Raw genomic sequence first — 24655 nt, 5'->3', positions numbered from 1 at the left:
TTTTCCACTGGTTGACCGGGAGATCTGACTCTGATGCGCACCGACCTCGTGGCCGCACTCGACATCGGCGGAACGAAGATCGCCGGAGGTCTTGTGGACGGCCGCGGCCGGATCCTGGCGCGCGCCCAGCGCCCCACCCCGGCGCGGGAGGACGGTGACACCGTGATGGGCGCCGTCGAGGCGGTGCTCGGCGAACTGACCGCGAACCCGCTGTGGGGGCGGGCGACGGCCCTCGGGATCGGCAGCGCGGGCCCGGTGGACGCCTCCGCCGGGACGGTGAGCCCGGTGAACGTTCCGGGCTGGCGCGACTATCCGCTGGTCCGGCGGGTCCGCGAGGCGACGGGCGGACTGCCGGTCGAGCTGATCGGCGACGGTGTGGCCATCACCGCGGCCGAGCACTGGCAGGGTGCCGCCCGCGGCCACGACAACGCCCTGTGCATGGTGGTGTCCACGGGTGTCGGGGGCGGGCTGGTCCTGGGCGGGCGGCTGCACCCCGGGCCCACGGGCAACGCCGGCCACATCGGTCACATCAGCGTCGATCTCGACGGCGACCCCTGCCCGTGCGGCGCGCGTGGCTGCGTGGAGCGCATCGCGAGCGGCCCCAACATCGCCCGCCGCGCCCTGGAGCACGGCTGGGAGCCCGGCCCCGACGGTGACACCTCCGCGGCCGCGGTGGCCGCCGCCGCCCGCGCGGGCGACCCGGTCGCCGTGGCCTCCTTCGAACGGGCCGCGCAGGCCCTGGCCGCCGGGATCGCGGCCACCGCGACCCTGGTCGAGATCGACATCGCCGTCATCGGCGGCGGCGTCGGCAAGGCGGGCGAGGTGCTGCTCGCGCCCTTGCGCAAGGCGCTCGGCGACTACGCCACCCTCTCCTTCGTCCGGCGCCTGACGGTGACGTCGGCGCAGATGGGGACGGACGCGGGGCTGGTGGGCGCGGCAGCCGCGGCCCTCACCTGGCGAAAGGGCGCGGCCGGGGTCTGACCGTCCTCGGCAGGAACGTTCCGGCGGGGGTGTGGCGGCGCTTTCTGCGCCGGACGCCGTGACCCCCGCCCGGACCGCGCAGTTGAAACGGTCATGAAGAAGCGCAGCATGCTCGCCATCGCCTCCCTGGCCACCGGATTCGTCGTCGCGGCGGTCACGCCCTCGCACTCCCTCGGGAGCGACCTGACCGACCTCGACGTGGGGGAGACCCTCAGCAGCGTCGAGGACACCGTGGCCAGCGACAGTCTGGCCATCGAGGACAACCCGCTCGGCCAGAAGGACTGACGAGGCCGACGGCACGGAGCACGGCGCCGGTGTCCCGCCCGGGGGCACCGGCGCCGCCGCGTTTGCGCCCTCAACGGGAACTGGTTTCCGTGGCAGGGTGGAGCGGGCAAGCCACAGGGGGCCAACAGAAGAGGGGGAGTCTGTGATCGTCTGGATCAACGGGCCTTTCGGTGCGGGGAAGACCACCACCGCACGGGAACTGATCGAACTGATCCCGAACAGCACGCTCTTCGACCCCGAGGTCATCGGCGGAGCGCTGCCGCACCTGCTCCCGCCCAAGCACCTCGCCGAGGTCGGCGACTTCCAGGATCTGCCGATCTGGCGACGACTCGTGATCGACACGGCGGCCGCGCTGCTCGCCGAACTCGGCGGGACCCTCGTGGTCCCCATGACCCTGCTGCGCCAGGAGTACCGCGACGAGATCTTCGGCGGTCTGGCCGCGCGCCGGATCGCGGTACGGCACATCCTGCTGGCCCCGGCGGAAACGATCCTGCGGGAGCGAATAGCGCACCGGGAGGTCCCCGCAGGCCCCGACGGCGAACTCCGCACCCGGCAGTGGTGGTACGACCACATCGAGCCCTACCGCTCCGCCCTCGCCTCCTGGCTCACCGCCGACGCCCACCTCGTGGACAACGGCCGGCTCACCCCGTACCGGACGGCCGCCCGGATCGCCGAGGCCGTCGCCTCCGGTCAGGCGCCGGTGAGCGACATCGTGCAGACACCCGAGCCGACCGCCGAGACGCTGGCCGCCGGAGTGCTGCTCTTCGACGAAGAGGACCGCGTCCTGCTCGTCGACCCCACGTACAAGGCCGGCTGGGAGTTCCCCGGCGGGGTCGTCGAGCCCGGCGAGGCGCCCGCGCGCGCGGGCATGCGCGAGGTCGCCGAGGAGACGGGGATCCGCCTGGACGACGTACCCCGCCTCCTCGTCGTCGACTGGGAACCGCCCGCGCCGCCCGGCTACGGCGGACTGCGCCTGCTCTTCGACGGCGGGCGGCTCGACTCCGCGCGGGCCGGACGGCTGCTGCTGCCCGGACCCGAACTGCGCGACTGGCGCTTCGTGACCGAGGAGGAGGCCGCCGACCTGCTGCCCCCCGTCCGCTACGAGCGCCTGCGCTGGGCCCTGCGCGCACGGGAACGCGGGGCCGCGCTCTATCTGGAGGCGGGAATCCCCACCCCCTGACCGGGTCCGCTCAGCTCGCCGCGTAGTTGCGCAGGAACAGCGCCTCCGCCACCGAGAGCCGCTCCAGTTCCTCGGGCGAGACGCTCTCGTTCACGGCGTGGATCTGGGCCTCCGGCTCGCTCAGACCGATCAGCAGGATCTCGGCGTCCGGGTAGAGAGCGGCGAGGGTGTTGCACAGCGGGATCGAGCCGCCCTGACCGGCGTACTGCATCTCCTGGCCCGGGTAGGCCTCGGTCATCGCCCGCGCCATGGCCTCGTACGCCGGACTCGTGGTGTCCGCGCTGAACGCCTGGCCCTGTCCGACCTGCTCGCTGTGCAGGCGCGCGCCCCACGGCGTGTGCGCCTCCAGGTGGGCCTGCAGCAGCTTGGTGGCCTCGGCCGCGTCCACGCCCGGCGGCACCCGCAGGCTGATCAGCGCACGGGCGCTCGACTGCACGGACGGGGTCGCGCCGACCACGGGCGGGCAGTCGATGCCGAGGACCGTGACGGCCGGCCGCGCCCAGATGCGGTCCGCGACGGTGCCGGAACCGATCAGCTCCACCCCGTCCAGCACCTTGGCGTCCTTGCGGAACTGCTCCTCGTCGTACTGCAGTCCGTCCCACACGGCATCCGACGTCAGCCCGTCGACCGTCGTCGAACCGTCCTCGGCGCGCAGCGAGTCCAGTACGCGGATCAGGGCGCCCAGCGCGTCCGGGGCGGCCCCGCCGAACTGGCCGGAGTGGAGGTTGCCGACCAGCGTGTCGATCTGCACCCGCAGCATGGTCATCCCGCGCAGCGTCGTGGTGACCGTCGGCAGCCCGACCCGGAAGTTGCCCGCGTCGCCGACGACGATGGTGTCGGCCGCGAGGAGCTCGGGATGCGCCTCGGCGTACCGTTCGAGACCGCCGGTGCCCATCTCCTCGGACCCCTCGGCGATCACCTTGACGTGCACCGGGATCCCGCCGTTGGCCTTGAGCGCGCGCAGCGCCAGCAGATGCATGATCAGGCCGCCCTTGCAGTCGGCGGCGCCCCGCCCGTACCAGCGCCCGTCCCGCTCGGTCAGCTCGAACGGCGGGCTCAGCCAGGCGGCTTCGTCCAGTGGCGGCTGCACGTCGTAGTGGGCGTACAGCAGGACCGTCTTCGCTCCCGCCGGGCCGGGCAGGCAGCCGTACACCGACTGCGTGCCGTCCGGGGTGTCCAGCAGCGCCACGTCCTCGAAGCCCTCGGCGCGCAGTGCGTCCGCGACCCAGCGCGCGGCGCCCTCGCTCTCGCTGCGGGGGAACTGGCCGAAGTCCGCCACCGATGCGAACGCCACCAGTTCGGTGAGCTCCTGCTTCGCCCTCGGCATCAGCGAGGCGACGGTCTCGGCGACCGGATTCGACGACATGGGCACGCTCCTTGTAGGTGCGACGTTGTACGAGTGCGTACGTCTTGGTACGGCTGATCGGGCGAGCGTAGGCCCCGCCGGGTGCGGTGGGCGCCTACGCCGCCGATCCTCCCACAGCGGCCTGCGGCAACCGCCGCCGTAGGATGCGGGAGACAGCAGCAGCGGGCGGCTTGATCGGGAGCAGTAGACCATCGTGAGCAGCGAGAACTCTTCGGCGGACGACGTGCGGCAGGTGTGGGACGTCGTCGTGGTCGGCGCGGGCCCCGCGGGGGCCTCGGCCGCATACGCGGCGGCGGTCGCGGGGCGGCGCGTGCTGTTGCTGGAGAAAGCGGAGTTGCCGCGCTACAAGACCTGCGGCGGCGGCATCATCGGCCCCTCCCGCGACGCCCTGCCGCCCGGCTTCGACCTGCCGTTCAGGGACCGGGTGCACGCGGTGACGTTCTCGCACAACGGCCGCTTCACCCGCACCCGGCGCTCCCGGCACATGCTGTTCGGGCTGATCAACCGGCCCGAGTTCGACCAGCAGCTGGTGGAGCACGCGCAGAAGGCGGGCGCCGAGCTGCGCACGGGCGTCACCGTGCAGCGGGTCGAGCAGCACGGCTCGGCGGTGCCGGACCGGCGCACGGTCGCCGTCGTCCTCCAGGGCGGCGAGACGCTGCTGGCGCGTGCGGTGGTCGGCGCGGACGGCAGCGCGAGCCGGATAGGAGCGCATGTCGGGGTCAAGCTCGACCAGGTCGATCTCGGCCTGGAGGCGGAGATCCCGGTGCCTCAGACGGTCGCCGAGGACTGGCAGGGGCGGGTGCTCATCGACTGGGGGCCGATTCCCGGCAGTTACGGCTGGGTCTTCCCCAAGGGCGACACCCTGACGGTCGGGGTGATCTCGGCGCGCGGCGAGGGCGCGGCCACCAAGCGGTATCTGGAGGAGTTCATCGGGCGGCTCGGGCTCGCCGGGTTCGAACCGAGCATCTCCTCCGGTCATCTGACGCGCTGCCGGGCCGACGACTCGCCGCTGTCGCGCGGGCGGGTCCTGGTGTGCGGGGACGCGGCGGGGCTGCTGGAGCCGTGGACCCGTGAAGGTATCTCCTTCGCGCTGCGCTCGGGGCGGCTCGCGGGGGAGTGGGCGGTCCGGATCGCCGAGGCGAACGACGCGGTGGACGCCCGGCGCCAGGCCCTGAACTACGCGTTCGCGGTCAAGGCCGGGCTCGGCGTCGAGATGAGCGTCGGCAAGCGGATGCTGGCGCTGTTCGAGAGGCGCCCCGGCCTCTTCCATGCCGCGCTGACCGGCTTCCGGCCCGCCTGGCGGGCGTTCATGGACATCACCCGCGGCTCGTCGTCCCTCGGTGAGCTGGTCCGCAGCCATCCGATGGCCCAGCGCGCGCTGAACGCGCTGGACCGACGGCAGGCGGAGGCGGCGGCGGAACGACGGGAGGCGGACGCCGAGGCCGGGGGCGAGGGCGGGCGCGCGGAGGAGCGGGCTGAGGGGTAGCGGTTGGGCCGGGGGCCGGGGCGGGCCGGGGTCAGGGGCGAGGTCGGGCGGATGACCGGACGTCAGGGGGCGGGCGTAGGCCGGGTCGGTCAGAGGGGTAGGGCGGGCCGAGGGTTGGGCTCGCCGTTCGGGGCAGTCCGGTCGTGAGGTGCGGTGCTTCCTGGCCGGCCGGAGCGAGGGCTGGTCGATGCCGTCTCCGCCTACGGCGGTCGCGCGTGCTAGCTCTTGAGGGTGACCTCGAACACCGGGTGGTCCGGGGCGATGCGGCGCAGGTCGGTGTCCGGGGACTTGGGGCCGACTCCGTTGAAGAAGACGCCGACCTCGGCGTTCCAGCGCTTGAGGTAGGCGCGGAGCACGGGCACCTTGTCGTCGTCGGAGAGCTCGGTCGCGGTGAACACGTCCGCCTGCTTGCCGAGGCGCAGCTCCCCGCCGCCGGACGCGCGCATGTTGTGCGTCCACTGGACGTGCCCGCGCGGGGCGACGAGATAGTGCCGGCCGTCGACGGTCAGCAGGTTCACGGGCGTGGTCCGCCACTGGCCGCTCTTGCGGCCGCGGACGGCGAGGACGCGGGAGCCCCATACGCTCAGGCCGCGGCGGGTCAGCCAGGCGACGGTGCGGTTGAGGACGTTGACCGTGAACCAGCCGGGCTTCTTGACGTGCGTGGACATGAGGATCCCCCTGAGTTTGGTGAGCGGTGCTCTCGCTTGCCGCTCCCACAGTGTGGCCGAGATCGGTGCTCCAAAGCAAGAGCAGTGCTCTCTTGTCGGTTCACCGCTCTCCTTTCGGTTCGCCGCTCACCTTTGTGTGCACTGCTCTCGCTTGCGTGGGAGACTGCCCGCATGAGCACCGCACACGGCAGCACTCCCCAGGGAGCCCGGGCCCGCGCCCGGATCGAGGTCACCGCCGCCATCAAGGACGAGGCCCGCAGACAGCTCGCCGCAGAAGGCGCCGCCAAGCTCTCGCTGCGCGCCGTGGCCCGCGAACTCGGCATGGTCTCCTCCGCGCTCTACCGCTACTTCCCGAGCCGCGACGAGCTGCTGACCGCGCTGATCATCGACGCCTTCGACGCCCTCGGTGAAAGCGCCGAGGCCGCGCGCGACGCCTTCGCCGACGCCGGCCCCGGGCACCGCTGGATCGCGGTGTGCGAGGCCGTACGGGGATGGGCGCTGGCGCATCCGCACGAGTACGCGCTGATCTACGGATCGCCGGTGCCCGGCTACAGCGCCCCCGAGACCACGATTCCGGCCGCGGCCCGGACCGGCGAGGTCTTCTTCGGCATCCTCCGCGACGCCCACCAGGGCCTCGGCCTCGCCAAGCCCCGCCTCCCCGCCGAACTCCGCCCGGAGGCCGAGCGGATGGCGGCCGAGTTCGCCCCCGACCTCCCCCCGGAGACGGTGGCGGCGTTCGTCGCGGCCTGGGGGCAGCTCTACGGCCTGGTGGGCTTCGAGGTGTTCGGCCAGTTCCATCGAGTGGTCGAGGACCGGGATCGGTTCTTCCGGCATGCGGTGTCCCAGCTCGCCCATGGGGTGGGGCTGGTGTACCCGCAGACCGGACCGGCCGCGTGACCGGCGGCCGGCGTGGCTGGCTGCTGCGGCCTGCCGAGGGCACGGGGGTGGCTCGGAGAGGGTTTCGTACTTCGCCGGGAGTACGTGTGATCACCTCACTCGGCTGACGCGGCCCGGCGGTGGTGGCGTCTAGCGTGGCGGGCATGGAGGAGCAGCGGGTGCCGCACTGGTGGCGGAGCGGTCCGTCGTGGTGGCGGCAGGAGGAGCGGGGGCGATGGCCCTGGCGGTCGACCGTGCTGGTGACCGCCTTCGTGCTCGTCGGGTCCACCTTCGCCGCCGAGGAGCAGACGGGGGAGCGGGTCGGCCTCGGTGTCCTCGCCCGGATCCTGCTGCTTGTGGCAGGGCTTGTCCTGCTGTGGCGGCAGCGGTACCCGGTCGCCGTCGCGTTCGGTACGGCCGCTGCCGCGCTCGTCTATCTCGGCGCCGGGTATCCGTACGGGCCGGTCTTCCTCACCGTGGCGATCGGCTGCTTCAGTGCCGTCGTCGCCGGGCACCGGTGGGGCGCCTGGGCGGCCATGGGCACCTTGTGGGTGGGGCATGGACTGGTCAGCCACTGGCTCTACCAGTGGCTCCCGCCCGCCGGGGACTCCGCCGCCCCCTGGGGGCAGGAGGGCGTGATCGCCGCCTGGGTCGTGGCCGTCGCGGCGCTGTCGGAGCTGGTGCGGACCCGGCGGGAGCAGTGGGCGCGGGAGCGGGCCGAGCGGGCGCAGGCGGCTCGGCGGCGGGCCGACGAGGAGCGGTTGCGGATCGCCCGAGAACTGCATGACGTCCTGGCGCACAGCATCTCCGTCATCAACGTGCAGGCGGGCGTCGGGCTCGCGCTCCTCGACTCCGATCCCGAGCAGGCCCGGACGGCGCTGACCACCATCAAGGCCCAGAGCAAGGAGGCGCTCGGCGAGGTGCGTCAGGTGCTCGACACGCTGCGCACGCCGGGCACCGCGCCGCGCGCGCCCGCGCCCGGACTCGACCGGTTGCCCGAACTCGTGGAGCAGGCCGCCGGCGCCGGCCTGACCGTCGAGGTGCACGGCGCCGCGCCCCCGTTGGCACCCGGCACCGACCTCGCCGCCTTCCGGATCGTCCAGGAAGCCCTCACCAATGTCGTACGGCACTCGGGATCGCGGCACGCGCGCGTGCACCTCGATCACGGTGGCGGGACGCTCCGGATCCGCGTGGACGACGACGGCCCGGCAACCGGCGCCGACGCGGGCGGCAGCGGCAACGGGCTGGCCGGAATGCGGGAGCGGGCCGCGGCACTGGGTGGCACGATCGAGGCGGGCCCGCACGCCGACGGCGGCTTCCGGGTGCTCGCCGAACTGCCCCGGACCGCGAAGGGGAACGACCGGTGATCGGCGTACTGCCTCGGACCGCGAAGGAGGGTGACCGGTGATCGGCGTAGTGCCCGGCACGGCGAAGGAGGGCGACCGGTGATCGGCGTACTGCCCCGGACCGCGAAGGGGAACGACCGGTGATCCGCGTACGGCCCCGCACCCCGAAGGAGAACGACCGGTGATCCGCGTACTGCTCGCCGACGACCAGTCGCTCGTGCGGGCCGGTTTCCGGGCGCTGCTCGACGCGCAGCCCGACATCGAGGTGGCCGGTGAGGCCGCGGACGGTGAGGCGGCGGTGCGCGCGGTGCGTGAACTCGCCCCCGACGTCGTGCTGATGGACATCCGGATGCCCGTGCTGGACGGGCTGACCGCCACCCGGCGGATCACCGGGGACGACCGGCTCAAGGACGTGAAGGTGGTCATGCTCACCACCTTCGAGCTCGACGAGTACGTCTTCGAGGCCATCCGGTCCGGCGCTTCGGGGTTCCTGGTCAAGGACACCGAGCCGGACGAACTCCTGCGCGCCGTGCGGGCGGTGGTCGGCGGGGACGCGCTGCTGTCACCGGGGGTGACCCGTCGGCTGATCGCCGAGTTCGCGGCCCGTTCCAAGGAGCCCGCGGCGGCCGACGCCCTCGCCGCGCTCACGGAGCGGGAGCGGGAGGTGATGGCCCTGGTCGGCATCGGCTTGTCGAACGAGGAGATCGCCCGCCGTCTCGTGGTCAGCCCGCTCACCGCGAAGACCCACGTCAGCCGCACCATGGTGAAGCTGGGCGCCCGGGACCGGGCGCAACTGGTCGTCCTCGCCTACGAGTCGGGGTTGGTACGGCCGGGCTGGCTCGGCTGAGCCCCCCGCCGGTAGCGCACCAGCACGCTGATCACGCGGACGGCGAACAGCACCACGGCGAGCCACTTCCCGCCCTGCCACAGCAGTGACTCCACCGCTCGCGGCAGATCGAACAGCAGCGCCGGACCGGCGACGGCCCCGTAGACCACCCCCGCCGCGAACACCGCGCTGAACAGCGCGTATCCCACTTCGACGGCGAACGCGTCCTGTTCCGCCTTGGTCCGCCGGCCCCCGTGAACACTCATGCCCGGAGTCAAGCAGGCGTGTGCCCGGCCGGGCAAGCGACCCCGGCCGGGCACACGGAACGGAGGCGGTCCCCCTAGTCGCGGACCGGAACCCGGTCCGTCTCCGCCTCCCGCACAGTGGACTTGGCGACCACGACGGACTGCTGGGGCCGCTGGGCCCCGCGTGTCCCGCGCAGTCCGGGGAGGGTGATCAGCAGGCCCGCGAAGGCGACGAACGCCACCACCACGAAGCCGGGCCGGTAGCTGTCCAGGACCGCCTGCGCGGTGGCCTGTTCGGGTGCCCCCGCGGTCACCACCGCGGTCACCACGGCGAGGAAGATGGCGCCGCCCACCTGCACCGAGGTGTTCAGCAGCCCGGAGACCATGCCCTGCTCGTGGTCGTCGACGCCGTTGGTGGCCTGGATGTTGAGCGAGGGGAAGACCAGCGCGCAGGCCGCGCCGATGAGCAGCATCGACGGCAGGATGGTCGCCGCGTACACGGGGGCGAGGTCGATCCGGAGGAACAGCGCGTAGCCGACGACCATGAACCCGAAGCCCACCGCGATCAGCCGCTGGGTGCCGAACCGGTCGACGATCGAGCCGACCTTCGTCGAGGAGAGCGCCACCAGCGCGCCCGCGGGCAGGAAGGCGAGCGCCGTGTGCAGCGCGGACCAGCCGAGCACCGACTGCATGTAGAGCGTGGTGAGGAACTGGAAGCCGACGTACGAGCCGAAGAAGGCGAGGGCGCCGAGCTGGGCACGGATCTGGTTGCCCGAGCGCAGTACGCCGAGTCGGACCAGCGGTCCGGGCGAGCGCCGTTCGACCAGCACGAACGAGGTCAGCAGGATGACCACGGCGAGGAAGGACAGCAGGGTCCGGGCGGAGGCCCAGCCGGCTTCGGGTGCCTGCACGACGGTGAACACCAGCAGCAGCATCGAGGCGGTGCCGAGGACGGCGCCGGGGATGTCGTAGCCGTTGTGGTTCTTCTCGCGGGCGCTGCGCGGCAGCAGTTTCAGGCCCGCCACCAGGGCGATCAGGGCGATCGGCGCGGGCAGCAGCATGGTGAGCCGCCAACTGGCCTCGGTGAGCAGTCCGGACAGGACCAGGCCCATGGAGAAGCCGGTGGCCGCGCAGGTGGTGTAGATGGCGAGGGCCTTGTTGCGCAGCGGGCCCTCGGGGAACGTCGTGGTGATGATCGACAGGCCGGCCGGCGCCGTGAAGGCCGCGCTCAGGCCCTTGATGAAGCGGCTGGCGATCAGCAGCGGACCGGAGTCGACGAGCCCGCCGAGCAGGGAGGCGACCGCGAAGACTCCGAGGGCCACCAGGAAGACCTGGCGCCGGCCCAGCAGGTCGGCCGCGCGTCCGCCGAGGAGCAGCAGGCCGCCGTAGCCGAGGATGTAGCCGCTGACGATCCATTGCAGCGTCGAGGTCGACAGACCCAGGTCGGCGCCGATGGACGGCAGGGCGACGCCGACCATCGAGACGTCCAGGGCGTCGAGGAACATGGCGGCGCAGAGCACCAGCAGGGTGCCCCACAGCCGGGGCGTCCAACGTCCGTCGGACGTGGGGGTGGTGAGCGGAGAGGTCATGCCGGAGACACTACATGCGCATGCATTGAATGCAAATACATTTAATTCCGATGCAACAAATCCGGCTCTCTGCTACGGTGCGCCCATGGCGGCTAAGAAGGCCGAGCAGGCGCTCGTGGACCAGTGGCGGGACATCCTGACGCTGCATGCCCGCACGCAGTGCGAACTCGACCGGGCGCTGCACCAACACGGCTTGTGCGGCAGCGACTTCGAGGTGCTGGACGTGCTGGCGGGCGGCGAGTGCGCGCAGCGAGTGCAGGAGATCGCCGAGCATGTGCACCTGAGTCAGAGCGCGTTGTCGCGGCTGATCGCACGGCTCGAGAAGGACGGCCTCGTCGACCGTCACATGTGCCCCGAGGACCGGCGCGGGGTGAAGGTCGCGCTCACGGCGAAGGGGCGCGCGCTGCACGGCGATGTGCTGCCGGTGCAGCGCGCGGTACTGACCAGGATGCTGTCCAGCTGACCTGGCTCAGCTTCAGATGACGCCGGACGTCTCCCGCCACAGCGCGGCCAGCGAGGCGTCGCCGCGCACGGCCGGGAAGGGCAGCCGGTTCCACAGCGCCGGGTACAACTGCGCGACGGCCCCGGCCAGTTCGCAGTCGGCCTCCGCGGTCTCCCCGCGCTCCGCCGCGGGCGGTTCCTGGGACAGGCGTACGGTCCACACCGCGTCGTCCGTGTCGGTCGCCCGCACCCGCAGCACGCGCGGCTCGGCGCTGCGGACCCGGCTCTTGGTACGGGCGTGGAAGCCGAGGAGGAGTTCGTCGATGCCGTCGGCCGCGAAGGCGGGGTCGATGGCGGTCGGCGTACCGCCGCGTGCCGCCTCCGCGTCGAGGCGGTGGATCGTCGTCTCGTGGGCCTGGCGGCGGGCCCAGAAGGCGAGCGGCGACGGCGCGGGCAGGAAGTGCCAGCACCGCACGTCGACTTGGGCGCCGGTCAGGGTGCCGACGAGGTGGCGGTGACCCTCGCGGAACCAGGTGGTGAGCTCGGTGCCGTCCAGGTCGGGCGGGTCCCCGAAGGGCTGGAAGGCCGGGTGGCCCTCGGCGACGAAGGCCGCCGCCCAGCGGTGCACCATCCCCGTGTGCCGCAGCAGGTCGCGCACCTGCCACTCCGGGCAGGTCGGCACCTTGGCGTGCGTCCCGGCCCGCTCGGCCGCCTCGGCCAGCAGCCGGCCCTCCCGGTCCAGGACGCGTATGAACTCAGCAGTCTGCATGCGGCCGAGTCTGCCTGATGAAGCGCGGTCCAAGGGGAGGGGCCGTAAGGATTTCGTCATCCCCTCAGGGATGCCGTGCGCGGCGATGATCGGTTGGAATGGGAGCCGACAGGAACTCTCACGTATCGGGGGAAGAGCATGGGGCGCGTACGGAAGTCGCTGATCGCCGGGGTGCTGGTGGTGGCCGTCGTGGGGGCGGGGTTCGGGCTGTACTGGTTCCAGCCGTGGAAGCTGTGGCAGGACGAGACGGTGGACGAGGCCCTGCCCGCCGCGGTGGGGACGTCCGCGCCGGCCGCCGGGGAGCCGTCCGCGCCGTCCACCGCCGGGGAGACCTCCGCGCCGCCGGCGCCGCGGACTCTCGCCAGCGGCGAGTTGATCAGCCACGAACACGACACCTCGGGCAGCGTGCGGCTGGTACGGCTGGCCGACGGATCCCATGTCGTCCGGCTGGAGAACCTCGACACCAGCAACGGTCCCGACCTGCGCGTCTGGCTGACCGACGCCCCCGTGAAGGAGGGCACCGCCGGCTGGCGGGTCTTCGACGACGGGCGGTACGTCAGCCTTGGCAAGCTCAAGGGCAACAAGGGGAGCCAGAACTACGCCGTACCGGCCGACGTCGAGCTGACGCGGTACAGCAGCGTCAGCATCTGGTGCGACCGGTTCGACGTGTCCTTCGGCGCGGCGGAGCTGGCTCGCGCCTGAGAGTGGGCGGGGGTGAGGTGAGGGCGCCGGGGCTGCGGGGCTGCGGGGCGTGAGACCAGGGCGCCGCGGTGGCGGGTCGTATGACGGGGTGGGGGCCGTGCGGCCCCCGGGCTGACCGGTGTGAGCCGGCCGCGTGCCGTGGTCAGCCGGTGGCCGCGCGCCGGGTCGCGAAGCCGATGGCCGCGGCGACGGCGGCGAGGGCGGCGACGCTGGTCAGGGCCGTGGGCAGGGAGAACCACTCGGCCATGAAGCCGATCGCGGGCGGCCCGAGGAGCATGCCGCCGTAGCCCAGGGTGGACGCGGTCGCCACACCGCTCGGCCCGGCGAGCGCACCGGCGCGCTCGATGGCGACCGGGAAGAGGTTGGCGAGTCCGAGCCCGGTGACCGAGAACCCGATGAGCGTGGCCCACACCGACGGGGAGAGCGAGCCGAGGAGCATGCCCGCTGCCGCGGTGGCGCCACCGACGACGACGGTACGGGTGCGGCCGAGCCGCTGGAGCAGCGTCGACCCCGTCAGCCGCCCGAGCGTCATGGCGAGCGCGAAGCAGGAGTACCCCACCGCCGCGAGCCCCGGCGAGGCGCCCAGGTCCTGTTCGAGATGGAGCGCCCCCCAGTCGGCCATGGCGCCCTCGCCGTACGCCGTGCACAGCGCGATCAGCCCGAAGACGGCGACGAGCCGACGGGTACGGCGGTCCGGGCGCCGCGGGCCCGCTTCCAGCGGCTGCGCCGCCCGCGGCGGTTCGATCCGCAGGAGGACGCGGCCCGCGAAGAAGGTCACCACGAGACCGACGAGGGTGAGGCCGAGGAGGTGCCGGGTGGGGGAGAGGCTGCCGGCGACCAGCCCGCCGAGGCCCGCGCCCACCATCCCGCCCAGGCTGAAGGCCGCGTGGAAACTGGGCATGATCGGCCGCTGGAGTGCGGTGACGAGGTCGACGGCGGCGCTGTTGAAGGCGACGTTGATCCCGCCGTACGCGGCGCCGAACAGCAGCAGCACGGCGGCGAGGGCGGGGACGGAGTGGGTCAGCGGCGGCAGCGCGACGCTGAGGGAGAGCAGTACGGCGCAGACGACGGTGACCGGATGGCTGCCGTAGCGGCGGCAGAGGCGCCCGGTGAGCGTCATGGTGATCACGGCGCCCGCGGACACGCCGAGGAGGGCGAGCCCCAGGCTTCCGGCCGAGGCGTTCACCTGCTCCTTGATCGCGGGGATGCGCACGACCCAGCCGGCGAAGACGAAGCCGTCCATGGCGAAGAAGACGGTGAGGGCGATGCGGAGGCGGGTGAGGTCGGTGGAGGTTCCCGGCACGACGTTGTGCGAACGGAGTTTGTTTATTTGCGGCACAAAGTCAGGGTAGGGAGAAGGCGGGGGGAGGGCAAGGCTGGACCTGGACCTGGACGTGGAGGAGGAGGGGGATCGGGTCGTCGTCCCTGGATCACTCCGCCTCGTACTGGGCGAGCACCCGGGTCAGCAGGTGGATCAGGGTCTCCCGGTCCGCGGGCGACAGCGGGCGCAGCAGGTCGTCCTGCACCCGGTCCAGTACGCGGTCCAGGTGCCGCAGCTGCCGGGCGCCGTCGCTGGTGAGGGTCACCTGGTTGCGCCGCCCGTGGTCCGGGGACGGCGCCTTGTCGACGTAGCCCTCCTCGACCAGTTCGTTGACGGCCGTCACCACATCGCTGCGGTCCATGCGGCACCGCCGGCCGAGCTCGGCCTGGCTCGCCGCCCCGAACTCCTGCAGCGCGGCCAGGATGCGGTAGTGGTACCCGCGCGCGCCCGCCCCGGTGACCCCGTCGAACACCAACCGACGTGTGTGCAGGGCGAGTTGGCTGATGAGCCAGCTCGGCATCGTCGTCAGCCGCTCGGGGATCTCGTCCATGGCGAACACCGTAACAGTGTTGGTTCCACCAACATTCGGCGTCTGGCGTGGGTCCCGCGAACCTTGAGCGTCAGCCGAGGAGTTGTCTAGTCCACGGACACCCGTACCGCCGACCGCATCGAAATCGCCGGGCTCTTCGGCCGGCGCCCGCCCCGGCCCGGATTACCTGAGCCGCGGTAATCGCGGACCGCTGACGGGGACTTGGGCGCACGCTGCCAACGACACGGCGGATCGACCGCCGCCCGCCACCCCGTACGACGGAGGCCACCATGCCCGCCACCCAGCCACCCCCGCCGGCCGCTCTCGCCGCCGAACTCGCCGTCCTGCGTCCGCGGATGGAGGCCGTGAGCCTCGCCATCCACGCCCGGCCCGAGCTGAAGTTCGCCGAGTTCCACGCCCACCAGGTGCTGACGCGCTGGCTCTCGGAAGCCGGGTTCACGGTGACGGCCGACGCGGGAGGCTTGGACACCGCGTTCGTCGCGGTGCACGAGGGCGGGCGGCCGGGGCCCCGCGTCGCCGTGCTCGCGGAGTACGACGCCCTGCCAGGTGTCGGACACGGCTGCGGGCACAACCTCATCGCGGCCGGTGCCGCGGCCGCTGCCATGGCCGCCGTACGGGCCCTGCCCGCGCACCCGGGCACCGTCGCCGTCATCGGCACCCCGGGTGAGGAGATGGGCGGCGCCGGCAAGGTACGGCTCGCCGAGGCCGGGGTGTTCGAGGGCGTCGACGCGGCGCTGATGTTCCATCCGGCCGACCGGTCCGTGACGACACGGCCGGTACGTCCACTACGGCCTGGACACCGCCGCCGTGGAACGCATCGGCCGCGATGTGGTGACCGCCCTCCAGTACTGACGCGGCGGCGGCCGCCCGGCACCGGGCCCGCCCCGCGAGACGGGCCTTGTCGGTGTCCTTCCGGGTCTGGCACGATCGCTGCTCCTGTCACTCACGGCCACGGATGTCGGCCGTCAAGGAGGCCCGGTGCGCAGACGCTGGCTGTGGATATCGGCGGCCACGGCGCTCATCGTGGCGTCCCTGACCGCGGTGCTGCTCTCCGGCGGCAAGGCCGACGCCGAACGCCCCGCGGCGGCCCCGCCCACCACCGGTTCCCCCGTGAACGCCCCGGACGCCACACGGTCTCCCGCACCCCGCACGACCAACTCCGCGGCCGAGCCGTCCGCTTCGCGCGAGCCGTCCGCCTCCGCGACCTCCGCCTCGCCGAAGCCCTCGGCCACCCGTACGTCCCAAGTGCCCTCCTCCACGGGCTCGTCGGCCGGGCGCATCCGGCCCGGTGTCTCCTATCGCGGGATGGCCACCTTCTACGACTCCGACGGCACGGGCGCCTGCATGTACGACGCGAGCGACGACGTCATGACGGCGGCGATGAACCACACCGACTACGAGACGGCCAAGGCGTGCGGGGCGTATGTGACCGTCCGCGCGGCCGGCGGGCGCTCCGCCACGGTGCGCGTCACCAATGAATGCCCGGAGTGCGCACCCGGCCACCTCGACCTCAGCGCCGAGGCGTTCGCCGCACTCGCCGCGCCCTCGGCCGGTCAGATCCCCATCACGTGGGAGCTGGCGAGCCCGAGCGGCGCGGGCACGCTGTCGGTCCGGTACAAGACCGGGTCCAGCCGTCACTGGTGCGGCATCCAGGTGATCGGCCACCGCAACCCGGTGACACGGCTGGAAGTCGGCACCGGCACCGGCTGGCGTCAGCTGCCGCGCGCCGAGTACAACTACTTCCTCGCCGAGGACGGGGGCGGGTGCGGCGGCGCGATCAGGGTCACCGACATCCACGGGGAGCGGCTCACCGTCCAGGGGATCGCGATCCGGCCGGACGTCGCACAGCCGACCCGAGTGCAGTTCGCCCGGCGCTGAGGGTGCCCGGAGCTGAGGACGCCCGGTTACGGCCGCGCCTACGACGCCCGGGCGCCGACCGACCAACACGCCGCGGTGAAACGGACCTCCGCGCCCTGTACGTACTCGTCGAAGGCGGGGCGGACCGTCTCGACGACCCGGGCCCGGGTCCGCTCGTCCACGTCCGGCAGGATCTGGCCGAGCGGACCCAGCCGGGTGAAGTAGCGGACCAGATCCGCGGTGGGCAGGGCGCAGGTGACGTCGATCGGCCGGATGTCGATCTCGGCCCACCCGCTCTCCGTGAGCAGATGCCGGACCTTGTCCGGATCGGCGAAGGCGAACTGCCCCGGCCCGTCCGGGCGGCGGGCGGGGAGGTCGGGGAGCACGGGCGCGGCGGCGCGTTCGGCCGTCGTCATGAACGGGTTCTCCTCGGCGCCGCGCCAGGCGACGAACCGCAGTGCGGCACCGTCCTCGGCCGCGCGCCGCAGGTTGGTGAACGCGCGGACCGAGTCGTCGAAGAACATCACGCCGAAGCGCGAGACGACGGTGTCGAAGGTCGCGGGTACGAAGGCGTACTCCGCCGCGTCGGCCAGGATGAACGACGCCGGGGCGCCCTCCCGCCCGGCGCGCTCCTGTGCGGCGGTGACCATCGGTTCGGAGATGTCGACGCCGACGCAGCGGCCCTCCGGACCGAGACGCCTGGCCACCGCCACCGTCGTGCTGCCGGTGCCGCAGCCGACGTCGAGGACCCGCCCGCCGTGTCCGGCGGGCACCGCCTCCACGAGCAGTTCCTCCAAGGGCCGGAGCATCTCGTCCAGCAACGCCTGTTCCTGGACCCAGACATGACCCGCTCGGTTCCAGCGGGCCGCTTGGCCGTCATCGGTGCTGTGTGTCACGTTCATCATCGTCTCCCCTGCTTGCCGTCGCCGGGCGGAGATGACAGCTTGCTACTTCAAGCCGACTTGAGGTCAAGAGGATGACGGAGCTGGACATCGCCGAGGTGGCGCGCCGCGCCGGACTGCCCGCGTCGACCCTGCGGTACTACGAGGAGAAGGGGCTGATCGCCTCCACCGGCAGGCGCGGCCTGCGCCGCCAGTACGACCCCGGCGTGCTGGAACGCCTGGCGCTGATCGTGCTGGGCCGCACCGCCGGGTTCTCCCTCGACGAGATCGCCCGGATGTTCGCCCCCGACGGGACGCCGGACATCGACCGGCGGATGCTCGCGGCCAAGGCCGACGAACTGGAAGCGCGGATCCGGGAACTCGCCGTCCTGCGCGACTCCCTCCGGCACGCGGCGGCCTGCCCCGCACCGAGCCACCTGGAGTGCCCCACCTTCCGCCGCCTCCTCCGGGCGGCCGGGACCGCCCGTACGGGATAGCCCGCCGGCATCAGCGGTGTGGTCAGCGCCCGCGACAGCCGGCCGGAGCCCCGGAGGCGACCCGCGACATGAACTTCCGCCGCAGACCGCTCAGTTCCGGGGCCCCGCACGGTCTAACCCCATGAAAGGCATCCCGAGCCCCACCACCGAACAGGAGACCTTCCATGAGCGTGACCACGACCCAGATCCGGACCCGGAGCACCCTCGAGTCCTCCCTCGCGCAGCGCCCCGTATGGCTGGTCGGCATCGTCGCCACGGTCGCCGGCGCCGTGGTGACCGAGGCGTTCGCGCTCGGTGCGCGGGCGGCCGGGGTCCCGATGGACGCGGCCGGTCCGGGGGCCGCGGAGGCGGCGGAGATCCCGGTGGGGGGCTTCGCGGGCGGCGTGCTGTTCTGGTCGGTCGCCGGCATCGTCCTCGCCGTCGCGCTCGCCCGCTGGGCCCGGCGGCCCGCCCGCGTCTTCACGGTCACCACCGTCGCGCTCACCGCGCTGTCGCTGGTCGGCCCGGCCGTCGCCCCGCACACGGCCACCTCCACGCAGATCGTCCTGGCCGTGTCCCATGTGGTGGCCGCGGCAGTGATCATCCCCCTGCTGGCGCGCCGCCTCTCGCAGCACCAGCGGTGAGCCGTACGGCTCGCAGCGGCACGCTGTGACCCGCCATCAGGTCAGGTGTCCCGGACCCTTGACTCGGAGTGACCCAGTCGTCATCCTCGACCCACGTATTGGACTGGTCATGACAATTGCGTCATGCCGTTCCAGGAGGGTGGGTCCATGGCTCGACTCCCGCACCGCCGACGCAAGAACGTCACGGTCGCGTCGCTGCTCCTGCTGGTCCTGGCCCTGCTGCTCGGCCCCGCGCCGAGCTCGGCGGCCGGGACCGACTGGTGGCAGCCGACGGCCCGGCCCACGCCGGACTCCCAGATCAACGTCACCGGCGAGCCGTTCACCGGCACCGACGCGCAGGGCGAGGTGCGCGGCTTCGCCGACGTGCACAACCACCTGTTCTCCAACGAGGCGTTCGGCGGCCGGCTCATCTGCGGCAAGACCTTCTCCGAGGCCGGCATCGCCGACGCCCTCAAGGACTGCCCCGAGCACTACCCGGACGGCTCACTCGCCATCTTCGACTTCATCACCAACGGCGGCGACGGCAGGCACGACCCGGTCGGCTGGCCCACCTTCAAGGACTGGCCCGCCCATGACTCCCTCACCCACCAGCAGAACTACTACGCCTGGGTGGAGCGTGCCTGGCGCGGCGGCCAGCGGGTCCTCGTCAATGACCTGGTCACCAACGGCGTGATCTGCTCGGTCTACTTCTTCAAGGACCGCTCCTGCGACGAGATGACGTCGATCCGCCTGCAGGCGAAGCTGAGTTACGACCTCCAGGCCCACATCGACAAGATGTACGGCGGCACGGGCAAGGGCTGGTTCCGGATCGTCACCGACAGCGCCCAGGCCCGGCAGGTCATCGAGCAGGGCAAGCTGGCGGTCGTCCTCGGCGTCGAGACCTCCGAACCCTTCGGCTGCAAGCAGATCCTGGACATCCCGCAGTGCAGCCGGGCGGACATCGACAAGGGCCTGGACGAGCTGTACGACCTGGGCGTGCGCAGCATGTTCCTGTGCCACAAGTTCGACAACGCGCTCTGCGGCGTCCGCTTCGACTCCGGCACCCTCGGCACCGCCATCAACGTCGGCCAGTTCCTGTCGACCGGCACCTTCTGGAAGACCGAGCAGTGCGCCGGCCCCCAGCGCGACAACCCCATCGGCAACGCCACCGCCGCCGAGGCCGAGGCGAAGCTCCCGGCGGGCGTCGAGGTGCCCTCGTACGCCAGCGGCGCGCAGTGCAATGTGCGCGGGCTCAGCGACCTCGGTGAGTACGCCGTGCGGGGCATGATGAACCGCGGCATGATGCTGGAGATCGACCACATGAGCGTCAAGGCCACGGGCCGGGTGCTCGACATCTTCGAGGCCGAGTCCTACCCCGGCGTGCTCTCCTCGCACAGCTGGATGGACATGGACTGGACCGAGCGGGTCTACGGCCTCGGCGGTTTCATCGGCCAGTACATGCACGGCTCCGAGGGCTTCATCGCCGAGGCGGAGCGCACCGAGGCCCTGCGCGACAAGTACGGCGTGGGCTACGCCTACGGCACCGACATGAACGGCGTCGGCGGCTGGCCGGCACCGCGCGGAGCGGACGCCCCGAACAAGGTGACGTACCCCTTCACGAGCGTCGACGGCGGCTCCGTGATCGACAGGCAGACCACCGGACAGCGCACCTGGGACCTGAACACCGACGGCGCCGCCCACTACGGCCTCGTTCCCGACTGGATCGAGGACATCCGCAAGGTCGGCGGCCAGGAGGTGGTGGACGACCTCTTCCGGGGCGCCGAGTCCTACCTGGACACCTGGGGCGCCTCCGAGCGGCACCAGTCCGCCGTGAACCTCGCCGACGGTGCTGCTGCGGCGGCCAGTTCGGCGGAGTGGAACCCGTTCACCAGCTATGCGCCCGGCCGGGCCGCCGACGGTGACCGGGGCACCCGCTGGGCCAGCGACTGGAGCGACGACCAGTGGCTGCGGATCGACCTGGGCGCCACCCACCGCGTCGGCCGGGTCACCCTCGACTGGGAGCGCGCCTACGGCAGGTCGTACCGTGTCGAACTCTCCGCCGACGGCCAGAGCTGGCGGACCGCCTGGTCCACCACCGCCGGCGACGGCGGCCTGGACACCGCCCGGTTCGCCGGCACGCCCGCCCGCTACGTACGCGTCCTCGGTCTGGAACGCGGCACGCCATGGGGGTACTCACTGCGCGAGGTGAGCGTCCACAGCGACTGAGCGCCGGTACGAGCACGAGGGACACGGACATGGCACGCATGCCGTCGGCAGAACGGCGCCTGCAGCTGACGGAAGCGGCGATCAGGGCGATGGCCCGGGACGGCGTCGCACGGACGACGACCCGGTCCATCGCCGCCGAGGCCGGCGTGTCCCTCAGCGTCTTCCACTACTGCTTCGACTCCAAGCAGGCCCTGGTGGAGTCCGTCATCACGACCATCACCGACCACTACGTGACGCTGGTGAAGCAGGCCCTGGTCCCCAGGGCCACCCTCCAGGAGACCGTCCGGGCCGCACTCCAGGCGTACTGGGGCCACGTCCGCGCCCACCCCGACGAGCACATGCTGACCTACGAACTCACCCAGTACGCCCTGCGCCAGCCGGGGTTCGAGCATCTGGCCCGGCGCCAGCACGAGCTGTACCGCGACACCTACGCCGAGCTCATCGAGCAGCTGAGCCGCACCATGGACCTGCGCCTGCGGGTGCCCGTACCGGTGCTGGCGCGCTATCTCGCCGCCATGACGGACGGACTGACCCTGAACTACCTGGTGCTGGGCGACGAGGAGTCCTGGGTCGGCGTCCTGGACACGGTCACCGCGCACATCGCCGGACTCGTGGACGCCGCATGGTGAATACCCCGGAAACGATCCATGCTGGGAGGTCCGCGACCGTCCGGAGGCCCCCATGCCCGAACCGTCCGTCCTCGCCTCGCTGGTGTCCGCCCTGCGGGAGGGCACGATCGACGTCGTCGACCTCACCGCGCCGCTGTCGGCGGCGACCCCGCTGATCCAACTGCCGTCCGTGTTCGGGCAGACGGCGGCCTTCGAGCTGCAGGAGATCAGCCGGTACGACGGCCGGGGACCGGACTGGTACTGGAACAACTTCCGTACCGGCGAACACACCGGCACCCACTTCGACGCCCCCAACCACTGGGTGACGGGCAAGGATCTCGCCGACGTGGCGTCCGTACCGGCGGGCCGGCTGGTCGCCCCGGCCGCGGTGCTGGACTGCACCGCCGAGGCGGAACGCGATCCGGACTTCCTCCTGGAAGTCGACCATGTGAAGGCGTGGGAGGCGGAGCACGGCCCCCTGCCCGACGGCGGCTGGCTGCTGCTGCGCACCGGCTGGGACGCCCGCGCGCAGTCGCAGGAGGAGTTCCTGAACGCCGACGACAACGGCCCGCACACGCCCGGTCTGTCGCCGGAGTGCGCACGCTGGGTCGCCGAGGAGTCGCCGGTGATCGGACTGGGCGTGGAGACGGTCGGCACGGACGCCGGACGCGGACACGCCTTCGAACCGGCCTTCCCCTGCCACTCCTACCTCATGGGCAACGACAAGTACGGCCTGACCCAGTTGCAGAATCTGGCGCTGCTGCCCGCGACGGGCTGCGTCGTGATCGCCGGCCCGCTGCCGATCGTCACCGGCTCCGGCTCTCCCGCCCGGGTGCTGGCCCTGGTGGAGCGCTGACGAAGGCCGCCGAGGCGGTCGGACGTGCGCCTCCCGCCTCCGCCTTCCATGTGGCACAGGAGGCCGCCGGATCAGGTTCAGTGCACCTTCAGCTCGTAGAACCCCCGCCCGAAGGTCGCCGCCACCAGCCGTCGGTGGCCCGGGTCGTACTCGATGTCGTCCACCGGCACCGCGGGCATGCCGCGCCCCAGCCGCATCCAGTGCCCGCCGCCCCGCAAGCTCGCGAACACGCCCTGGTCGGTGCCGATGTACAGGGCACCCCCCTTGGCGACGACGAGGTCGTTGACGGGGGCCGCGGGGAGGTTGCCGGACAGGTTCCGCCAGGTCGCGCCGCCGTCGGTGCTGCCGTGCACATGGGGGAGCGGTGAGCCGGAGCGGTAGCCGGAGTGGGTCGTCCAGACCCGGTCGGGGTCCTTCGGGTCGACGACCACCCGGGTCACCCAGGGCCGCCCCTCCGCGAGCTTGGTCCAGGTCGCCCCGAGGTCCTTGGTGACCCAGACCCGGCCGTCGTCCGTGCCGACGTACACCGTGCGTCCGTCGGCGGCGGGCGCGATCGACGTGATGGTCCCGAAGTTGGTGTAGATCGGGTCCGCGCCCGGTCCGCCGGTCAGATCCGGGCTGATGGGCTGCCAGGTCACGCCCCCGTCGGTGGAGCGGTTGAGCACTTCGGCGCCGTAGTAGAGGATCTTCGGGTCGCGCGGGTCGAGGACGACCGGGGTGAACCAGTTGCGGCGCTTGTACGTCGTGCTGTTCGCGAAGTACGTGAGGGTGTCGCCGCCGTCGGTGGAGCGGAAGCAGTTGCCGTACTGGTAGCAGGCGTACACCGTGTTCACGTCGGTCGGGTCGATCAGGTTCTCCTCGCCGTCCCCGCCGAGGTACTCGTTGAAGCCGTCCCCGCCCCAGGAGCGCAGGGAGCCGTTGTCCTGGGAGCCCCCGGAGATCCGGGTGACGTCCTGCGGGCTGATCGCGGCGCTGTAGAGCTGGGTGTACGGCTCGTGCCGGGCCTTGACCCAGCCGCCGTCGCCGTCGGAGTCGGAGCGGTAGACGCCACCGTCGTTGCCCAGATAGACGCGGCCCGGCCGGCGCGGGTCCCACACCATGGCGTGGTGGTCGACATGGATGCTGGTGTCGTCCGCGGTCCAGGTGGCGCCGCCGTCCTTCGTGGTGAGCAGGGCGACCCCGGCCACATGGACATGCTCGGTGTCCCGGGGGTCGATCCACACCTTGCCGAACCACCATCCGAAGCTGGACTGGGAGTTGGCCAGTTCGGCGTTGTCCGGTGTGCGGTTCCAGGTGTCGCCGCCGTCGGAGGAGGCGTAGAAGCCTTCGAAGGGGCCGCTCGCCTTGTTGACGATCGCGTAGAGGCGGTCCCCGGCCACGGCGAGGCCGATGCGTCCCACGTCGGGGCCCGCTGCGGGCAGTCCGCCGCCGAGCCGCCGCCAGGTCGCGCCGTCGTCGTCACTGCGGAAGACGCCCGAGCCGACACCGCCGTACGTGCGCAGGTCGGGGCGGCGGCGGTGGTCCCACAGGACGGCGTAGAGGCGGTCGCCGTCCTTGACGATCTCGGTGGCGCCGGTGAACTCGTTCGCGCCCGCGAGGATCCGCTGCCAGGTCGCGCCCCCGTCCTCGGTGCGGTACACGCCCCGGTCGCCGCCGCCGTTGTAGAGCGAGCCCGCCGCGGCGACATAGATGCGGCGGGGGTCGGCCGGGTCGATGGTGATGGCGCTGATCGCGCCGGAGTCGCGCAGGCCGAGCGGCTGCCAGCTGAGGCCGCCGTCCTTGCTGCGGTACAGCCCGGTCCCCTCGTAAGTGATGCTGCCGCCACCGGGGTTGGGCTCGCCGGTGCCCACGTACAGGGTGCCGTCGGGGGCGGTCGTGACCGCGCCCATGGCCTGGGTCCAGCTGTCCGGCCACACCGAGTGGAAGGTCTGCCCGGCGTCGGTGCTGCGCCACAGGCCGCCGCTCGCGGCCGCCGCGTACAGGGTGTCGGCGCGCCGGGGGTCCAGGGCGAGGGAGACGATCCGGCCGCCGATGTCGGTCGGCCCGACGCTCTTCCAGCGCCCGCCCACGACGGGCAGTTCACGGGCCTGGGCCGCGGCGCGGTCATGGGCGTGCCGGGGGATCGGCTGCCCGGGCAGGGTCTTCTGCAGGTAGCGGTACTCCGCGGGGGCCGCCGGACCCCGGACCGGCCGGTACACATCGGTCGGCGGCGGAGGTGGCGCCGCGGACGCCGGCGCCCCGAGCAGGGCGGCCCCGGTCACCGCGGCCAGCATCAGCGACAGCAGACCTCTGCCCATGAGAACCCCTTCGTAGTCATGGCCGCGACAAGCGACAACGACGGTACGGGAGAGGCGTGTTGAGCAGAAGAGGGCCGTTCGGCCAGTCATGGGACAGGAGGGCGCGGGCCATCCGAAACATGCCGTTCCTTTGCGAACGCCACCCTTGACAGTCTCGGTGCGGTTTCGCCACGTTTGATCCCTGGGCCGAGGGGCGTGAC

General features: G+C 72.4%; 24 protein-coding genes and 1 pseudogene. 16 read left to right on the top strand and 9 right to left on the bottom strand.

The genetic code is table 11. The annotated features are described in order from the left end of the window. Positions 1-33 precede the first annotated feature (33 nt). The 3 genes from ACWD1Z_RS08350 (at position 34) to ACWD1Z_RS08340 (ending at position 2446) form a co-directional block, all read left to right on the top strand. Positions 34-981: an ROK family protein gene (locus ACWD1Z_RS08350; RefSeq protein WP_451116649.1), complete on the top strand. Its 948-nt coding sequence runs from the start codon at positions 34-36 to the stop codon at positions 979-981. A 93-nt stretch (positions 982-1074) separates the two neighbouring features. Continuing rightward, positions 1075-1266 (top strand): hypothetical protein, encoded by a 192-nt coding sequence (locus ACWD1Z_RS08345; protein ID WP_451116647.1) that lies wholly within the window; start codon positions 1075-1077, stop codon positions 1264-1266. A gap of 142 nt (positions 1267-1408) precedes the next feature. Next, positions 1409-2446: an NUDIX hydrolase gene (locus tag ACWD1Z_RS08340; protein WP_451116646.1), complete on the top strand. Its 1038-nt coding sequence runs from the start codon at positions 1409-1411 to the stop codon at positions 2444-2446. Positions 2447-2456: 10 nt separating this feature from the next. On the opposite strand, the gene ACWD1Z_RS08335 is transcribed toward ACWD1Z_RS08340, so the two are convergent. Further along, complete coding sequence (locus ACWD1Z_RS08335) at positions 2457-3812, bottom strand: M20/M25/M40 family metallo-hydrolase (RefSeq protein ID WP_451116644.1); 1356 nt, start codon at positions 3810-3812, stop codon at positions 2457-2459. Between the two features lie 193 nt (positions 3813-4005). Between ACWD1Z_RS08335 and ACWD1Z_RS08330 the strand changes: the two genes are divergently transcribed. Continuing rightward, positions 4006-5298, top strand: coding sequence for a geranylgeranyl reductase family protein (locus tag ACWD1Z_RS08330; RefSeq protein WP_451116642.1), 1293 nt, complete (start codon positions 4006-4008; stop codon positions 5296-5298). A gap of 218 nt (positions 5299-5516) precedes the next feature. On the opposite strand, the gene ACWD1Z_RS08325 is transcribed toward ACWD1Z_RS08330, so the two are convergent. Next, on the bottom strand, positions 5517-5966 hold the full coding sequence (locus ACWD1Z_RS08325; RefSeq protein ID WP_451116640.1) for a nitroreductase family deazaflavin-dependent oxidoreductase: 450 nt from the start codon (positions 5964-5966) through the stop codon (positions 5517-5519). 171 nt (positions 5967-6137) lie between these two features. Between ACWD1Z_RS08325 and ACWD1Z_RS08320 the strand changes: the two genes are divergently transcribed. The 3 genes from ACWD1Z_RS08320 to ACWD1Z_RS08310 all read left to right on the top strand — a co-directional run bounded on the left by ACWD1Z_RS08320 (position 6138) and on the right by ACWD1Z_RS08310 (position 9035). Next, positions 6138-6863, top strand: coding sequence for a TetR/AcrR family transcriptional regulator (locus ACWD1Z_RS08320; protein WP_451116639.1), 726 nt, complete (start codon positions 6138-6140; stop codon positions 6861-6863). A gap of 143 nt (positions 6864-7006) precedes the next feature. After that, entirely contained in the window at positions 7007-8209 is a 1203-nt protein-coding gene (locus ACWD1Z_RS08315; RefSeq protein WP_451116638.1) for a sensor histidine kinase, read from the top strand. A 160-nt stretch (positions 8210-8369) separates the two neighbouring features. Further along, positions 8370-9035: a response regulator gene (locus ACWD1Z_RS08310; protein WP_451116637.1), complete on the top strand. Its 666-nt coding sequence runs from the start codon at positions 8370-8372 to the stop codon at positions 9033-9035. On the opposite strand, the gene ACWD1Z_RS08305 is transcribed toward ACWD1Z_RS08310, so the two are convergent. Beyond that, positions 8996-9280, bottom strand: coding sequence for a DUF6332 family protein (locus ACWD1Z_RS08305; protein ID WP_451116635.1), 285 nt, complete (start codon positions 9278-9280; stop codon positions 8996-8998). The genes ACWD1Z_RS08310 and ACWD1Z_RS08305 overlap by 40 nt on opposite strands. A 74-nt stretch (positions 9281-9354) precedes the next feature. Continuing rightward, positions 9355-10848 carry an MFS transporter gene (locus tag ACWD1Z_RS08300; RefSeq protein WP_451116634.1) on the bottom strand — a complete coding sequence of 498 codons (1494 nt, stop codon included), beginning with the start codon at positions 10846-10848 and terminating at the stop codon, positions 9355-9357. Positions 10849-10933: 85 nt separating this feature from the next. Between ACWD1Z_RS08300 and ACWD1Z_RS08295 the strand changes: the two genes are divergently transcribed. Beyond that, the gene (locus tag ACWD1Z_RS08295; protein ID WP_451116632.1) at positions 10934-11311 is read left to right on the top strand and encodes a MarR family winged helix-turn-helix transcriptional regulator; all 378 of its coding nucleotides are present in this window, start codon (positions 10934-10936) and stop codon (positions 11309-11311) included. A 12-nt stretch (positions 11312-11323) separates the two neighbouring features. Here ACWD1Z_RS08295 and ACWD1Z_RS08290 read toward each other — a convergent pair whose 3' ends face one another. Beyond that, on the bottom strand, positions 11324-12058 hold the full coding sequence (locus ACWD1Z_RS08290; protein WP_451116631.1) for a maleylpyruvate isomerase family mycothiol-dependent enzyme: 735 nt from the start codon (positions 12056-12058) through the stop codon (positions 11324-11326). 138 nt (positions 12059-12196) lie between these two features. Here ACWD1Z_RS08290 and ACWD1Z_RS08285 point away from each other — a divergent pair, with 138 nt between their 5' ends. Beyond that, entirely contained in the window at positions 12197-12760 is a 564-nt protein-coding gene (locus tag ACWD1Z_RS08285) for a DM13 domain-containing protein (RefSeq protein ID WP_451116630.1), read from the top strand. 142 nt (positions 12761-12902) lie between these two features. On the opposite strand, the gene ACWD1Z_RS08280 is transcribed toward ACWD1Z_RS08285, so the two are convergent. Both ACWD1Z_RS08280 and ACWD1Z_RS08275 read right to left on the bottom strand, forming a co-directional pair. After that, positions 12903-14063, bottom strand: coding sequence for an MFS transporter (locus tag ACWD1Z_RS08280; protein WP_451117134.1), 1161 nt, complete (start codon positions 14061-14063; stop codon positions 12903-12905). A gap of 127 nt (positions 14064-14190) precedes the next feature. Next, a complete protein-coding gene (locus ACWD1Z_RS08275) occupies positions 14191-14631 on the bottom strand; it encodes a MarR family winged helix-turn-helix transcriptional regulator (RefSeq protein WP_451116628.1) in 441 nt (146 codons plus the stop codon). 269 nt (positions 14632-14900) lie between these two features. On the opposite strand from ACWD1Z_RS08275, the pseudogene ACWD1Z_RS08270 reads away from it, so the two are divergent. Both ACWD1Z_RS08270 and ACWD1Z_RS08265 read left to right on the top strand, forming a co-directional pair. Next, positions 14901-15338 (top strand): annotated as a pseudogene (locus tag ACWD1Z_RS08270) (M20/M25/M40 family metallo-hydrolase); the annotation flags it as partial. A gap of 271 nt (positions 15339-15609) precedes the next feature. After that, positions 15610-16509 (top strand): expansin EXLX1 family cellulose-binding protein, encoded by a 900-nt coding sequence (locus ACWD1Z_RS08265; protein WP_451116627.1) that lies wholly within the window; start codon positions 15610-15612, stop codon positions 16507-16509. 38 nt (positions 16510-16547) lie between these two features. Here ACWD1Z_RS08265 and ACWD1Z_RS08260 read toward each other — a convergent pair whose 3' ends face one another. Continuing rightward, entirely contained in the window at positions 16548-17390 is an 843-nt protein-coding gene (locus ACWD1Z_RS08260; protein ID WP_451117132.1) for a class I SAM-dependent methyltransferase, read from the bottom strand. A gap of 74 nt (positions 17391-17464) precedes the next feature. Here ACWD1Z_RS08260 and ACWD1Z_RS08255 point away from each other — a divergent pair, with 74 nt between their 5' ends. From ACWD1Z_RS08255 to ACWD1Z_RS08235, 5 genes are all read left to right on the top strand, one after another. After that, entirely contained in the window at positions 17465-17866 is a 402-nt protein-coding gene (locus ACWD1Z_RS08255) for a helix-turn-helix domain-containing protein (RefSeq protein ID WP_451116625.1), read from the top strand. Between the two features lie 164 nt (positions 17867-18030). Beyond that, positions 18031-18489 (top strand): DUF6069 family protein, encoded by a 459-nt coding sequence (locus ACWD1Z_RS08250; protein WP_451116623.1) that lies wholly within the window; start codon positions 18031-18033, stop codon positions 18487-18489. 147 nt (positions 18490-18636) lie between these two features. After that, positions 18637-20694, top strand: a complete 2058-nt coding sequence (locus ACWD1Z_RS08245; protein ID WP_451116621.1) for a galactose-binding domain-containing protein — start codon at positions 18637-18639, stop codon at positions 20692-20694. A 29-nt stretch (positions 20695-20723) separates the two neighbouring features. Then, entirely contained in the window at positions 20724-21323 is a 600-nt protein-coding gene (locus ACWD1Z_RS08240) for a TetR/AcrR family transcriptional regulator (protein WP_451116620.1), read from the top strand. Positions 21324-21375: 52 nt separating this feature from the next. Then, a complete protein-coding gene (locus tag ACWD1Z_RS08235) occupies positions 21376-22158 on the top strand; it encodes a cyclase family protein (RefSeq protein WP_451116618.1) in 783 nt (260 codons plus the stop codon). Positions 22159-22235: 77 nt separating this feature from the next. Here ACWD1Z_RS08235 and ACWD1Z_RS08230 read toward each other — a convergent pair whose 3' ends face one another. Continuing rightward, positions 22236-24455, bottom strand: a complete 2220-nt coding sequence (locus tag ACWD1Z_RS08230) for a WD40/YVTN/BNR-like repeat-containing protein (RefSeq protein WP_451116617.1) — start codon at positions 24453-24455, stop codon at positions 22236-22238. Positions 24456-24655 lie beyond the last annotated feature (200 nt).

The organism is Streptomyces sp. NPDC002784 (assembly GCF_053592135.1).
The sequence above is the reverse complement of the archived record's forward strand: the minus strand, read 5'-3'. Positions and strand labels throughout refer to the sequence as shown.

Coding starts and splice junctions, on each gene's coding strand:
- ACWD1Z_RS08235 (WP_451116618.1), top strand. CDS start 21,376: ATGCCCGAACCGTCCGTCCTCGCCTCGCTGGTGTCCGCCCTGCGGGAG.
- ACWD1Z_RS08300 (WP_451116634.1), bottom strand. CDS start 10,848: ATGACCTCTCCGCTCACCACCCCCACGTCCGACGGACGTTGGACGCCC.
- ACWD1Z_RS08250 (WP_451116623.1), top strand. CDS start 18,031: ATGAGCGTGACCACGACCCAGATCCGGACCCGGAGCACCCTCGAGTCC.
- ACWD1Z_RS08255 (WP_451116625.1), top strand. CDS start 17,465: ATGACGGAGCTGGACATCGCCGAGGTGGCGCGCCGCGCCGGACTGCCC.
- ACWD1Z_RS08260 (WP_451117132.1), bottom strand. CDS start 17,390: ATGAACGTGACACACAGCACCGATGACGGCCAAGCGGCCCGCTGGAAC.
- ACWD1Z_RS08240 (WP_451116620.1), top strand. CDS start 20,724: ATGGCACGCATGCCGTCGGCAGAACGGCGCCTGCAGCTGACGGAAGCG.
- ACWD1Z_RS08290 (WP_451116631.1), bottom strand. CDS start 12,058: ATGCAGACTGCTGAGTTCATACGCGTCCTGGACCGGGAGGGCCGGCTG.
- ACWD1Z_RS08320 (WP_451116639.1), top strand. CDS start 6,138: ATGAGCACCGCACACGGCAGCACTCCCCAGGGAGCCCGGGCCCGCGCC.
- ACWD1Z_RS08230 (WP_451116617.1), bottom strand. CDS start 24,455: ATGGGCAGAGGTCTGCTGTCGCTGATGCTGGCCGCGGTGACCGGGGCC.
- ACWD1Z_RS08335 (WP_451116644.1), bottom strand. CDS start 3,812: ATGTCGTCGAATCCGGTCGCCGAGACCGTCGCCTCGCTGATGCCGAGG.
- ACWD1Z_RS08295 (WP_451116632.1), top strand. CDS start 10,934: ATGGCGGCTAAGAAGGCCGAGCAGGCGCTCGTGGACCAGTGGCGGGAC.
- ACWD1Z_RS08245 (WP_451116621.1), top strand. CDS start 18,637: ATGGCTCGACTCCCGCACCGCCGACGCAAGAACGTCACGGTCGCGTCG.
- ACWD1Z_RS08325 (WP_451116640.1), bottom strand. CDS start 5,966: ATGTCCACGCACGTCAAGAAGCCCGGCTGGTTCACGGTCAACGTCCTC.
- ACWD1Z_RS08275 (WP_451116628.1), bottom strand. CDS start 14,631: ATGGACGAGATCCCCGAGCGGCTGACGACGATGCCGAGCTGGCTCATC.
- ACWD1Z_RS08345 (WP_451116647.1), top strand. CDS start 1,075: ATGAAGAAGCGCAGCATGCTCGCCATCGCCTCCCTGGCCACCGGATTC.
- ACWD1Z_RS08315 (WP_451116638.1), top strand. CDS start 7,007: ATGGAGGAGCAGCGGGTGCCGCACTGGTGGCGGAGCGGTCCGTCGTGG.
- ACWD1Z_RS08305 (WP_451116635.1), bottom strand. CDS start 9,280: ATGAGTGTTCACGGGGGCCGGCGGACCAAGGCGGAACAGGACGCGTTC.
- ACWD1Z_RS08350 (WP_451116649.1), top strand. CDS start 34: ATGCGCACCGACCTCGTGGCCGCACTCGACATCGGCGGAACGAAGATC.
- ACWD1Z_RS08285 (WP_451116630.1), top strand. CDS start 12,197: ATGGGGCGCGTACGGAAGTCGCTGATCGCCGGGGTGCTGGTGGTGGCC.